The 12,221-nt window shown below is 73.7% G+C and carries 8 protein-coding genes and 2 pseudogenes; 5 read left to right on the top strand and 5 right to left on the bottom strand.

Features of this window, described 5'->3' with window-relative positions:
• Nucleotides 1-33: 33 nt before the first annotated feature.
• Nucleotides 34-1,167, top strand: a complete 1,134-nt coding sequence (locus ABT154_RS20820) for an AI-2E family transporter (RefSeq protein ID WP_502969553.1) — start codon at nt 34-36, stop codon at nt 1,165-1,167.
• Between the two features lie 206 nt (nt 1,168-1,373).
• On the opposite strand, the gene ABT154_RS20815 is transcribed toward ABT154_RS20820, so the two are convergent.
• Nucleotides 1,374-2,420, bottom strand: coding sequence for a hypothetical protein (locus tag ABT154_RS20815; RefSeq protein WP_351858303.1), 1,047 nt, complete (start codon nt 2,418-2,420; stop codon nt 1,374-1,376).
• 347 nt (nt 2,421-2,767) lie between these two features.
• On the opposite strand from ABT154_RS20815, the gene ABT154_RS20810 reads away from it, so the two are divergent.
• Nucleotides 2,768-4,393 (top strand): helix-turn-helix domain-containing protein, encoded by a 1,626-nt coding sequence (locus ABT154_RS20810; RefSeq protein WP_351858302.1) that lies wholly within the window; start codon nt 2,768-2,770, stop codon nt 4,391-4,393.
• A gap of 388 nt (nt 4,394-4,781) precedes the next feature.
• Nucleotides 4,782-5,581, top strand: a pseudogene (locus tag ABT154_RS20805) (HEAT repeat domain-containing protein).
• Between the two features lie 27 nt (nt 5,582-5,608).
• On the opposite strand, the gene ABT154_RS20800 reads toward ABT154_RS20805, so the two are convergent.
• The gene (locus tag ABT154_RS20800; RefSeq protein ID WP_351858301.1) at nt 5,609-7,234 is read right to left on the bottom strand and encodes an IucA/IucC family protein; all 1,626 of its coding nucleotides are present in this window, start codon (nt 7,232-7,234) and stop codon (nt 5,609-5,611) included.
• A 41-nt stretch (nt 7,235-7,275) separates the two neighbouring features.
• Here ABT154_RS20800 and ABT154_RS20795 point away from each other — a divergent pair, with 41 nt between their 5' ends.
• Nucleotides 7,276-8,826, top strand: coding sequence for an IucA/IucC family protein (locus tag ABT154_RS20795; protein ID WP_351858300.1), 1,551 nt, complete (start codon nt 7,276-7,278; stop codon nt 8,824-8,826).
• Nucleotides 8,827-8,832: 6 nt separating this feature from the next.
• On the opposite strand, the gene ABT154_RS20790 is transcribed toward ABT154_RS20795, so the two are convergent.
• The 3 genes from ABT154_RS20790 to ABT154_RS20780 all read right to left on the bottom strand — a co-directional run bounded on the left by ABT154_RS20790 (nt 8,833) and on the right by ABT154_RS20780 (nt 11,406).
• On the bottom strand, nt 8,833-9,345 hold the full coding sequence (locus ABT154_RS20790) for a DUF3291 domain-containing protein (protein ID WP_351858299.1): 513 nt from the start codon (nt 9,343-9,345) through the stop codon (nt 8,833-8,835).
• Nucleotides 9,346-9,377: 32 nt separating this feature from the next.
• Entirely contained in the window at nt 9,378-10,103 is a 726-nt protein-coding gene (locus ABT154_RS20785; RefSeq protein WP_351858298.1) for a helix-turn-helix transcriptional regulator, read from the bottom strand.
• An 868-nt stretch (nt 10,104-10,971) separates the two neighbouring features.
• A complete protein-coding gene (locus ABT154_RS20780; protein WP_351858297.1) occupies nt 10,972-11,406 on the bottom strand; it encodes a hypothetical protein in 435 nt (144 codons plus the stop codon).
• A 354-nt stretch (nt 11,407-11,760) separates the two neighbouring features.
• Here ABT154_RS20780 and ABT154_RS20775 point away from each other — a divergent pair.
• Nucleotides 11,761-12,192: pseudogene (locus tag ABT154_RS20775) on the top strand (transposase); the annotation flags it as partial.
• Between the last annotated feature and the right edge of the window lie 29 nt (nt 12,193-12,221).

Here is a 12,221-nt window from a genome sequence, read left to right as displayed (position 1 = left end):
CAGCCGTCGCCGCCCCTCGGGCAGGCGGCTCGGATGCCGCGCTGGCTGCCCCGCGCGCTCGTCCTCGCCCTGGCGCTCTACGCCTGTTTCCTGCTCGGCAACTGGGCGTTCCACCAGCTCGTCGGCCTCCTCGTCAACATCCTGCTCGCCTTCTTCCTCGCCCTCGCCATCGAGCCGGCGGTCGGACGCATGGCGGCGCGCGGGATGCGGCGCGGCCTCGCCACCTTCCTCGTCTTCTTCGCCGTCCTCGTCTTCGGCGTCGGCTTCGTCGTCCTCCTCGGGTCGATGCTGGCCGGCCAGATCGTGGACATGGTCGAGAACTTCCCCAAGTACCTCGACTCGGTGATCAACTGGATCAACCAGACCTTCCACACGGAGCTGTCGAGGGTCGAGGTCCAGGACAGCGTCCTGAGCTCCGACTGGCTGCAGAAGTACGTGCAGAACAGCGCGTCCGGTGTCCTCGACGTCTCCGCCACCGTCCTCGGCGGGCTCTTCCGGCTGCTGACGATCTTCCTGTTCTCGTTCTACTTCGCGGCCGACGGACCCAGGCTGCGGCGCGGGCTCTGCTCCGTCCTGCCGCCGGCCCGGCAGACCGAGGTGCTGCGCGCCTGGGAGATCGCGGTCGACAAGACCGGCGGCTATCTGTACTCGCGCGGCCTGATGGCCCTCATCTCGGGCGTCGCGCACTTCGTGCTCTTCGAGATCCTGGGCGTGCCGTACGCGCCGGCGCTCGCCGTGTGGGTCGGGCTGGTCTCGCAGTTCATCCCGACCATCGGCACCTACCTGGCCGGCGCCCTGCCGATGCTGATCGCGTTCACCGTCAACCCCTGGTACGCGCTGTGGGTGCTCGGCTTCGTGGTCATCTACCAGCAGTTCGAGAACTACGTGCTCCAGCCGAAGCTCACCTCGAAGACGGTGGACATCCATCCGGCGGTGGCGTTCGGCTCGGTCATCGCGGGGACGGCGCTGCTCGGCGCCGTCGGCGCCCTGATCGCCATCCCGGCCGTCGCCACCCTCCAGGCCTTCCTGGGCGCGTACGTGAAGCGGTACGACGTGACGGACGACCCGCGCGTCCACGGCCACCGGCGGTACGGCGAGGCGGTGGTGGCCCGGCTCCAGAAGGCGCTGCACCACAAGAAGGAGGCGGCACGGGACGAGGGCGCCTGAACCCGGCCCGGGTCTCAGAAGTACGACGGTTCCGCGCCCGGGACGTCAGAGGTACGAGGGTCCGGTGACCCGGTGTCGGAAGGCGTGCCCGGGTCCAGGCCTGGGCGGCCACGAGCAGCGGTGTCACGACCAGCAGGGCCGGGACCCGCTCCCGCCCCCCCCTGGTTCCGTCCGGCGGATCTCGTGCCCCGGGCCCGGCGGTTCCGTCAGGTCGTCCGGGCCCGCGCGGCGGGGGCCCGGCCGTCCTGGGCCTCCTGGGCGCGCTGCGCCGCCATCTCCGTCAGCGCCTCCAGTGTGGCGACCTCGTAGTCGGAGTTGGAGCCCTGCTCCTGCACGGCCACGACCACCGTGCCCACCCGAACGTACGCCTTCCCCTCCCCGTCCGAGATTTCGAGGGCGGACGCCTGGTCGCCGAGGGCCGGCACGGCCAGCGGCTTGGCTCCGTCGCTCCCCTCCGACGCCCCCAGCGTGAACTCCTCGTAGAAGCGCTCCGCGGCGTCGGCCGAGGCACAGGCGACCACCAGGAAGGTGGCGGACTGGTCGAAGGGGTTGTGGAAGGACGACCGGGCCACCGAAAGGATCCCTTCGCATCGTTTCTCCGACGACTCGGAGCAGGCGTCGCCGCCGGGTGTGACGCTCGGCGGGGACGTGACGGTCCAGCCGGCCGGCATGCTGTGCAGGTCGGGGGTGACGGCCTTGACCGTCTCGGGGTCCTTGAGCGCCGTGACCCGGCGTCCGTCGGGTCCGAGCGGCGAGGAGCCGTCGCCGCCCGTCGTGAGCCGGGCCAGCCCGTACACGGCCAGGACCAGCACCACGACCACCGCGACGACGGCCACGAGCGCGGCCGGATCGCCCTTCCGGATCCTGGTGACGGCCTGGTCGCCGAGCACGAAGGTGCCCCGGGCCCGGCCGCCCCGGTCGACGACGACGCTGCCCGTGTTGACGGGCCGCTCGGCCGGCCTGGGTGGGGCCAGGACGTTCGCCAGGTACGCGGCGAAAGCCGGGTCCTCGGCGAGCACGGCCGCCAGCTTCTCCCGCAGCCGGGACCGCGCTTCGAAGTCGTCCGGTGTCCGCTCGACCTCCGACACGGCCTCCTCTCCCCGGTCCACGTTCCGCAGCCGGCCGCGCACCAGATCGACGATCATGTCGCCCGCCGCTCCACCCGCCGCTCCACCCGCCGCTCCGCCCGCGGCGGTGACCGCGGCACGCGCCACCGCCTCCACCGCCGCCGTCGCCAGATCCGCCCCGTTCAACCGTCTCCTCCGTTCCCCTGAATCCAGCGGCTCCCCGGCTTCCCTGAGTCCACCGGCTCTTGTGCCCCCTGGCTCCCGAGGGCCCCCACGGCCGCTGGGCCAACCTGGCCCCGTCCGGACCCGCCGAACCCGACGGGCCCTGCTTCCTCCCGCCGGACGTCGTCGCCCGGTGGGAGGAAGCTCGGCGGCCCCCGTTGCGCCCCATCGTCGGACCGGAAACGGTTGTTGCGCAGGCCCTCTCACGCGGTGAAACAATCCCCGCCACCCTTCACGGCGTGAATTCCTCTTGCGGACGGAGCGGCGGGGCGATTGATTCGGAGGCCGCCACGGGGGAAGGCAGGAGTGCCATGGGCCGACACGAGAATCCGCTCGACGCCACGGCGAGTCCGGTCGCCGCGCTCGCCGACGCCCTGCGCCGGCTGCGCCACGCTGCCGGCAGCCCTCCGTACCACCAGATGGCCCGGCGCTGCCCCTACTCGGTCGCCACCCTCTCCCGGGCCGCGGCCGGGAGGCAGCTCCCCACCCTCGCCGTCCTCCTCGCCTACGTCGAGGCGTGCGGCAGCGGCGACACCGAGGTATGGGAAGCGCGCTGGCGCCACGCCTCGGAGGCCCTCACGGCACGGCACCCCGGCCGAGGGAACCCCCCGTACAAAGGGCTGGCCCGGTTCGACCACACCGACCAGGCCCTCTACTTCGGCCGGAACCGTCTCGGCGAAGACCTGTGGGCGCTGACCGGCGAACGGCGGGTGTCCGCGCTGATCGGACCGTCGGGAAGCGGGAAGTCCTCCCTCCTCCGGGCCGGACTCGTGCCTCGGCTGCGCGGGCCGGAGGGCCCGTTGCGCCCCGCCGCGATCCGCATCATCACCCCCGGCGAGCGCCCGCTCTCCACCCATGGGCCGCTCCTGTCGTCCACGGGCACCCGTCCCGCCGCCGTCTTCCTCATCGTGGACCAGTTCGAAGAGCTCTTCACGCTGTGTCACGATCCGGTCGAACGGGAGGAGTTCGTGAAGGCCCTGCTCGCGGACCAGGGGCCCTCCGGCGGGCTCCGTGTCGTCCTCGGAATCCGCGCGGACTTCGTCCGACGCTGCCTGGACCACCCCGGCCTCGCCTCGGTCGTCCGCGACGCGAGCCTGAGCGTGACCCGGATGAGTTCCGCCGAACTGCGCGAGGCCATCGTCGGACCGGCGCGGGCGCACGGACTGGTCGTCGAACGCGCGCTGACGGCCCGGCTCACCGCCGACGTCGCCGACAACGGCTTCGCCCTGCCCCTCCTGTCCCACGCCCTCCTCGAGACGTGGAGCCGTCGGCAGGGCCGTACGCTCACCCTGGACTCCTACGAGCAGGCCGGCGGCCTGCAGGGGGCGATCGCCCAGAGCGCCGAGGGCGTCTACGCCCGGTTCGACACCGTGCGGGCGGACATCGCGCGGCAGATCCTGCTGCGGATGATCACCCCGGGGTCCGGCGGGGCCCCCGACACCCGCCGCTCCGTCACCCGGGCCGAACTCGAATCCCTGGGCGAGGGCCAGGAGACCCACGAGGTCCTGGAATCACTGACCCGGGCGCGGCTGATCACCTCCGACGGGGCCTCCGTCGGACTGGCGCACGAGGCCCTGATCAATGCCTGGCCCCGGCTGGGCGACTGGATCGACCGGGACCGCGAGAAACTGCGCTTCCAGCGGTGGCTGACCGAAGCCGCCGACGCCTGGGACGCGGTGGGGCGGGAACCCGGCGTGCGGATCTCGCCGGTCCGCCTCGCCCAGCTCGACGCGCACGCCTCACGCGCCGGCCGGAGCGGACTCACCACCCTCGAAGCGGACTTCCTCGCCGCCGGACTGGCCACCCACCGTCGTGCCCTGCGCGCCCGCCGCACGACACGGGCCATGGGCTCCCTGCTCGTGGCCACGACCACAGTCGCCGCCGCCGCCCTCTGGAAACAACGGCGCCTGTTCCGGGAACACCGGGGAGGCCCGTAGCCGGCGCAGGGGCACGTGCGCGCGGCCCGGTGCGGCAGGTCTGCGCGGAGTCGGGTGAGGACCCGCGCTGTCTGCGGGAGCTCCCGGAGGAGGCCGCCGCCCTGGGAGCCGTACGGCTGGCGGTGGGGGACGGGCGGGCTTCGCGCGGTGCCCGGCCGCGCATCACCCCGGAGGCCCTCGAAAGCCTGTGGTGGGACGTGCCGTTCCCCACGCCCGGCACCAGCGGGAGCGGGCACTCGTGTACGCGGTGATCTACCAGGCGCACGACGACCGCCGGAGCAACCGGGTCGAGGTCCGGCAGATCTGCGACCTGGTGTCCGCGGCGGGGCTGGCGCCCTTCCTGATCGGTACGCCGCCACCCGGAACCGGTCACCTGACATTCCATGTCATGGCGATGTTCGTACACTTGACCTCGGCGGCGAACGCGCCGCGCATCCGACGGTCCGGGATCCGGGCGGCCAGCCACGGACAGGGCGGCGCACGGGGGGTCTACTGCTTCCCGGTGCTGTCGTCGTACACCCTCACCCACCAATGGCTGCGCGAGCTGGCCCGGTTCGGCGGCCGGGGCGGGCTCGTGGCGGTCCACGTGCGACTCGACGACGCCCAGGACGTGCTGGTCGGACGCTATGCCGACCGGGTGCGGGATGCCCAGGCCGCCGTTCCCGCTTCGGAGGCGGTGCGACGGATCGCGGCGCTGGAGGACCCGCGCGGGTGGGAGGTGTTCGTTCCCCGGGCGATCCGGCCGCGTGAGGTGCACGGGTCCGCGCCGCGCCGCAGGTGGCGGGCCGGCGGTATGTGCCGGACGCGCACGGTACGAGCCCGTGTACCTGGTTCGGGTGCCGGGAGCGCGGTGGGTACGGGGCTCGGCGCCTGCGCGAGCGGCTGCCGCATCCGCTGGACGGACCGCCGCCGCCCGTCAGGGTGCTGCTCGCCCGGGTCGCGGCCGGTGATCCCGGGGACCCCGCCGCGCTGCGGGAGGCGCTGTACTGGTTCGGAACGCGTCGGCGCGGCCCGCTCGCGCAGCTGAGCCGCCTGGCCGCCCACCCCGACCCCGGAGTGCGGGAGGGGTTGGTCTGGGCGGTCGCCCGTTGGTCCACCCCAGGGGTCGCCGAACTGCTGGACGGTCTCGCCGATGATCGGCACCCGAGGGTCCGGGAGGCGGTGGAGGAGGTCCGAGAGCTGCTGTGACCACCGACCCGCCGGAATCGGCCTTCCTCACGTACGCGCGCGCGTGGCGCTGTCGACGGTCCTGTTCGCGAGGGGGTTGGGGACGGGAAGGTAGTGCGGGGCGGTTCCCTCCGCCCTGATCCAGCGGGAGAGCAGGTTGGCCTTGCCCGGGAGGGTGGGCGCGTCGAGCAGGCCGGCGATGTCGGGGAGCCCCGGCAGCCGTCCGCTCCGTTCGAACTCGTCGCGGGCCAGGGCCCGGAGGGCGGCGGCGGAACCGGGGAACCGGTCGTCGAGGGCGCCGGCGACCTCGGAGAGGTTGTTGACGACGAGGCAGTAGACGAGCCGCTGCCAGGCCGCCTCGCGGGGCATCGGCGGAACGGTCTTGGCGCCCTCCGCGTCGCGGAACACCGACTGGACGGGGGTGCCCCGGCCGTCCACGGCGATCAGGGTGTTCTGCAGATGGCACTCCACGATGACGCCGAAGCGGGCGAACGCCTCCAGGACCGGTGGCACCACGCACCGCAGATAGGCCGACCACCAGGCCCGCGGATCGGTCAGCCGGTCGAGCGGGTTGCCGGGGAAGCCCTCGCAGAGCGCGGCCGTCAGGACCGCCGTCGCGCCGGGCGCCAGATGGCGGTCGAGGCCGTCCCGTACGAGGACGGCGCAAGTCTCGAAGAGACCGTCCACCGTGCGGTAGCCGCGGTCGCTGAGCCAGGACGCCGGGCCGTCCATGGCGGTGAACGCGGCGGTGACGAGCGGGTCGGTACGGCGTACGTGGAGCAGCTCGTGCCGGCGCATCCGGCGGATGTCGTTGGTGATCCGGACGTCGAGGCTGAACTTCAGGAACACGTCCTCGCGCGCGTGGGCGCCGTCCCCGGGGACGTACACGGTACGCACCGACGAGGTCGGCCGGGCCGGCCCGCGCGTGCTGCCCAACCGGACGAGGCGGCCCTCGGCGAAGGCGGAGCGCAGCCGGGAGACCCGGTCCGAGAGTTCGAGCTGCCAGGGGTGGGCCGGGAGCAGCCGGTAGCCGGGCGGGGCCTCGCCCAGGGTGTCCAGGGCCCGGGTGTCCCCGTACTCGACCACCGCGTCCTCGCGTACGCCGAGCAGCACGAGCGGGAACCGGGCGTACGCCTCGGGGGCGTAGCGCAGCCAGGAGGTGGGGGAGCCCTCGGAGGTACGTGCCTTGGGGGCCGGGTGGTACGGGTGGCCCATGACGAGGGCCTGCTCGGAGCGGAGCCAGGGGTCCCCGGGCGGCGCCGTACGGGCGCGGGCGGCGAGGACGGCCCGCACGGCGGCGCGGCTGGCGGCCATCTCGGCGGCCAGGGCGGGATTGGACCGGCCGGTGGTGGCGCGCATCTCCTCGGAGGCGAGGTCGACGAGCCGGGCGTGGTCCAGGGCCTGCCAGGCGCGGCCCGTCCACAGCTCGGGGCCGGAGGGCCTGCGCCCCGGGCGGACGCGGAGGAGACGGCCGGTGGCGCGGAGGCGGTGGACGGAGTGCCGGGGGGTGACCGCCGGAGTGGCCGCCGGATGCGGGGCCGAGGTCAGGGCCGGGGCGGGGGCCGAGGCCGGGTCCGGGTCCTCCGCCGGGTCCGTGGTCTCGCGGAGCAGGCAGTTGAGCAGGGGCGTCACCGCCAGCGCGTCGGCGGTCCGCGAGAGTGTGTTCATCATCATCAGTATGTGTGGACCGGGTCGGGCCGCGATAGAACATCCCCATGTGCCGAACCGCTGCGGAACGGGTGCTCGCCGCCGAGCTGGCGGCCGTCCGCCCGGACCTCACGGCCGCGTACGCCGCAGGGCTGCCGGGGGCGCGGAGCGCGGTGCTGACCCGGCTGTGGCGCGGTCTCGTCCATGAGCCGCTGCCCTGGGTCACGGCCCGTACCGCCGACCGCGAGGGCCTGACCCTGCGGCTGGCGGACGGGCGGCGGCTGCGCGGTCCGTTCTCGGACCCCTGGGCGACGGTGGCGGCGCCGACAGCCGTATCGACGGCTGCGGCTTCGGTGACAGGACTCGACCTCGACGGGCGCCGGTTCGACCATCCGGCCGAGCTGATGGCCGCCCTGGCCGTCCCCGGAGGCGCACGGCTGGCCGCCGAACTCGACCACAGCGTCGCGTCGATGACGCTCTCGCGCACGGCGCCCCGGCGTCCCGTCGCCGCCCTGTCCGCCGCGGAGCCGTGGGAATGGGAGCAGCGGGAGACCGACGGGCATCCGTACCATCCCTGCTGCCGTTCCCGGCCGGGCTTCTCCGCGGCCGAACAACTGGCGTACGCGCCCGAGCACCGGCCCGTCGTCCCCCTGTGGCTGGCCCCGGTCGAGGGCGCGGCCGTGTCGGGAGTGTGGCCCGACGAACTCCGTGACGGCGCCCGCGTACTGATCCCCGTCCATCCCTGGCAGGCCGAGCACATCCTGCACGGCCGAGCACAGGGGTCCGGCCGCGCGCTGCGGCCCGGTCCCGACGCGCATCCGCTGCTGTCGCTGCGCACGCTCGACCTGGGCGGGGGCAGGCACGTCAAGACGGCGCTGAGTACGCGGCTCACCTCGACCGTACGGGACATCTCGGCGTACACCGTCACGCACGCCGTCGCCACGTCGGAGTTCGCCGAGCGGCTCGCCGGGCGGTTCGAAGGCCGTCTCCACATCGCCCGCACCCCGGCGGCGGCGGGGGCGGGAACGGCCGACCTGGCGGCGCTCCTGCGCGAGTCGCCGCAGGTGTACGCGGACGCGGCGGCCGGGGAGAGGGTCCTGCCGGTGGCCGCGCTTCCCGAACTCCTCGCCGCCCACACTCCGGACGAACGGCTGCGCAGGGTCGTCGGCTTCGCGCGGCTGGCCCTCGGCGTCTGCCTGGAGCTGCTCGACCTCGGGGTGGCCCTGGAGGCGCACGGGCAGAACCTGCTCGTGGTCGTCGACGCCGAGTGCCGTCCCCGGCGACTCGTCTACCGCGACCTCGCCGACATCCGTATCAGCCCCGCCCGCCTTGCCCGGCACGGCATCGCGGCCCCGTCCCTCAGCGGCCGGCTCCTGAACGACGACCCGGAAACGCTCCGCCGCAAGGTCCTCGGCAGCGTGGTCACGGGCGCGCTCGGCCCGCTGGCCGGTGACGCGCCGACCCTCGGCGCGATCCTGGAAGCGGTCGCCCCGGACCTTCCCCCGACCCCGGACGCCCATGCCCTGCGTACGGAACCGCTCCCGGCGAAGGCGCTCACCCTGATGCGGCTGGAGGGGCGGGGAGGGGACCTGTGGACGGTGCTGCCCCGGCCTTCTTAGGGGGTTCTACAGCACCGGGGCCGAGTCCCCGGCGCGACGGTGCAGGTCCGCCTCGGCGGCGGAGTGGGCGGAGGCGAAGGTGAACGCGCGCGGGGACGGCCCGTTCGCCCGCAGGTCCGCCAGCCGCTCCAGGGCCTCGCCGACGGTCGGGACGTGACCGGCGGGCACCCACCAGAGCACCAGGTGCGCCGAGACGTGCCGCTCGAACCAGTCGCGGCGCTGCCGCATCACCTCCAGGTGCCCGCTGCGGTACGTGAAGTCCCACAGGGAGTCCTGGGACTCCCACACCGACAGGTTGACGATGACGTCCTCGCCCGCCGGGCGCAGACCGGTGGCGTCGACCGCCCCGTCCTCGACGAGCCGCCACACGAAGCCGGGCGCGGCGTCGGCCGCGGCGTTGACCGTGTCGAGCATGTCGACGAACGGGGCGAGGCGCGGGTCGTCGAGGGGGTGAAGGAGCGTCGCGATGTTGAGCTGGGCGAGATGGGCGGCGGGCGCGGGGTGTGCGGAGGCGGTCATGGCCTCATCCCAGCACGGCCCGCTTTTCTATGTCAATCTTCATTGGTTTTAGAAGCTTCGACCACGACGCAGCACTCTCCGGGGCGGGAGTCCATGCGGGCGCGGACGGGGCCGTCCGTGCCGAGCAGCCCTTCCAGCAGGGCGAGGTTCATGCCGCAGACGAGGGGAGGGAAGCGTTCGGCGACGGAGTGGAAGGGGCAGTTGCGCATGCGGACGACGGGCGCGGGGGCTTCGGCCGGGCCTTCGGCGGGCGGGCCGTCCTGGGTGTCCTGCTCGCACGGGGTGCTGTCGGTGCCCTCCAGGTGGGGTTCGTAGCCTCGGGCGGCCAGTACCGTCATGGCCTCCTCCAGGTCGCCGCAGGGTGCGGCGGAGCCGCGCAGGGCCTCGCCCCGGCGGCGCGCGGCGGCGCAGAGACCGGCGTCCAGGCCGGCCTGCTCGGCGGCCTCGGCCAGCAGCTCGGCGGCGGTGCGGTAGTCGCGCGCCGGCAGTGACACGGAATGCTCGGCACGCGCCCGCGTGTACACCTTCGCGGGGCGGCCCGCCCCCGGCCCCGAGCGGCCCGTCAGGCGACGGCTGCCGCTCTCGAGCAGCCCGGCCTCGGTCAGCTTGTCCAGGTGGTGCGCGGCGAGCGTGCGCGCCACGCCGGCCGCCTCGGCGGCCTCGTTGCGGCCGACCTCGCGCCCCTGGGCGGCCACGTACTCGTACAGGCGGCGGCGCACCGGGTCCTGCAGTACGGCGATCGCGTCGATGTCCTTCACCGGGCCATTCTAGGAACAACGCAGGTTGGACATAGAAGGCCGGAGGTCGGGCCCGCCCGGGGCGCGGCGGGCGCGGCCGGTGTGCGGCGGGCGCGGCCGGTGTGCCGGAGCGCGGTAGCTGTCACCCCTGCTGTTCGTTCAAGATCGGCTTCGGTGCTAGGTGACGGCTTGTTCGATGTCCTGCGTGTTCGAGCGAGCGGGTACTGAAGGGGCACCGGGCCAGTTGTGATCGGACCGGTGCCAGTGGGCGGAACCGGTCGCCGAGGTCGAGACGGCGGCCGGGCGTTCGGCCCTTGATCTCGGTGAAGGCTGGGCACGTCGCTGGACGGTTACGTGGCGAACCGGAGCCGGCGAGGTGACGTGTGCGGTCCGGGATCTGGACGGTCTGATCGTCTCGGGGTTGCCGATGCGCCGGTTCTCGTGGCGGCCGGACGCGGGAAGGGATCCCTGGAGCGGCACCGCATCGACGCGCTCTGGGGCTCGACAAGCACCCGGCCCTCGGGTGCATGTCCGAAGCAGTGAGCGACGGGCGATGGGGCAAGGCCGAGGTGCGCGGCATCCGGTCACCGGGGCGTCCTCGGCCGGGCCAGGCGCCGAGGCCTTCCCGGTTCGACGGCTCCTGCTCGGTGGGGCGCGGGGCGCAGGGGGGCCGGCCGCCCGGCTCTGCCGGGCCGACCTCGGTGAGGACTTCACCGAGGTCGGCCCGTACACGCACTCTGAGCTTGCGGCCCCCGGGGCGGTCTGTGTCCGGAGGTTCCGGTGCCGTTCCCGGGGCGGGGTGCTGTCGCAGGGGCTCAGAGTGCGTGGGTCACCGGGGTGGCGGCGAGTCGCTCTTGGTGCGGGCTCGGGAGCCGGGTGGAGCCTCTGGTCAGCAGGACACCACGGCCGAGACGGTCGCGGTCGACGGGGGCCAGCCCCACTGGTTCACGGAGAAGTTGCCGGTGACCGTCGAACCGCACGGCGCGGTGGTGACGATGCTGCCGACCGAGGTCGTGCCCGCCTGCACGAGCACGGTCGGGTTGATGGGCGCGATCGGGGCTCCGCCGACGACCGTGCCGGAGACCGTGAAGCCGACCTGCTGGGGCTGCCACCCGGAGTTGGTCGTGGCTGCGACCCCGTAGAAGCGGACCTGGTTGCCGGTCACCTCGACACAGGCCCTCGTCAGTAGGATCCCGGGCGCACCGGGGGTGCCGCAGGTGACGACGGCGCCGACCGGCCCGGTCGGCGCGGCGACGGCTTCCTGGCCGGTGGCCAGGGTGGCCAGGGTCGCAGCGGCGACCGCAACAGTGGCAAGACTCTTCATGGGGTCCCTCCCTCTTCCGTGCCCTCATCTGAGAGCAATGTGAAATGTCACATACCTTTCGGTGGGATCATGGCAGTGCATCGAGGTGGGCAGCGCCGGATTCCGAGAGGAAAGGTGTATTTCTGCTGGTTCCGGCCACCGAATGGCCTGAATGCCGTGTGAGTGGCCACGCGAGAAGCTGCCGCACTCGCTCGCACCGATGTCGGCGGCGAAGGACGTAGCCGAACTCAGACGCGTTCCGGTGACGTGGCCGTCGGCCCGAGCGGTCGGCCTCCCGCGAGATCGGGAGGGTCTGGCCGCGCCGGCGAGTGGTGTGCATCGTGAAGTGGCAGGTCACGGGCCTGGTGCGACTCCGTGCCGAGGTGCTCGTGCCGGTCACGCACGGCAGCCTGCCGTGCAGATCGTCGGGCGGGGAGTCTTCGCGGGTTCTGGTCCGCTCCGGCCCGCGGTGCTCGTACGCTCCGGGGCGAGATCCCCCTCGCCCGTGAGGGCCGGGGCCGCCCGCTCGCCTTCGTCGTGACGGGTGGCAACACCAACGACCGCACCCGGTTCACCGTCGTGATGGAAGCGATCCGGGTGCCCCGGATCAGACCGGGACGACCCCGCATCAGGCCCGATCACGTCCTGGGAGGCAAGGGCTACAGCCAAAGAGCCTTCCGCGCCTGGCTCCGCCGCCGTGGCATCCCGCACACGATAGCGGGCCGACCAGGTCCGCAACCGGGCCCGACGAGGCAGCCGAGGAGGCCGCCCGCCGGCCGGCAGGTCCTCACGCACCCGCACCGGGCGACGATCGAACGCGGCCCCGCCCTCGTCGA

This window comes from Streptomyces sp. NPDC001728, assembly GCF_040297565.1.
Taxonomy (GTDB): domain Bacteria; phylum Actinomycetota; class Actinomycetes; order Streptomycetales; family Streptomycetaceae; genus Streptomyces.
This window is presented reverse-complemented; position numbering and strand designations above follow the sequence as displayed.

Coding starts and splice junctions, on each gene's coding strand:
- ABT154_RS20795 (WP_351858300.1), top strand. CDS start 7,276: ATGTGCCGAACCGCTGCGGAACGGGTGCTCGCCGCCGAGCTGGCGGCC.
- ABT154_RS20800 (WP_351858301.1), bottom strand. CDS start 7,234: ATGATGATGAACACACTCTCGCGGACCGCCGACGCGCTGGCGGTGACG.
- ABT154_RS20820 (WP_502969553.1), top strand. CDS start 34: ATGCCGCGCTGGCTGCCCCGCGCGCTCGTCCTCGCCCTGGCGCTCTAC.
- ABT154_RS20810 (WP_351858302.1), top strand. CDS start 2,768: ATGGGCCGACACGAGAATCCGCTCGACGCCACGGCGAGTCCGGTCGCC.
- ABT154_RS20780 (WP_351858297.1), bottom strand. CDS start 11,406: ATGAAGAGTCTTGCCACTGTTGCGGTCGCCGCTGCGACCCTGGCCACC.
- ABT154_RS20790 (WP_351858299.1), bottom strand. CDS start 9,345: ATGACCGCCTCCGCACACCCCGCGCCCGCCGCCCATCTCGCCCAGCTC.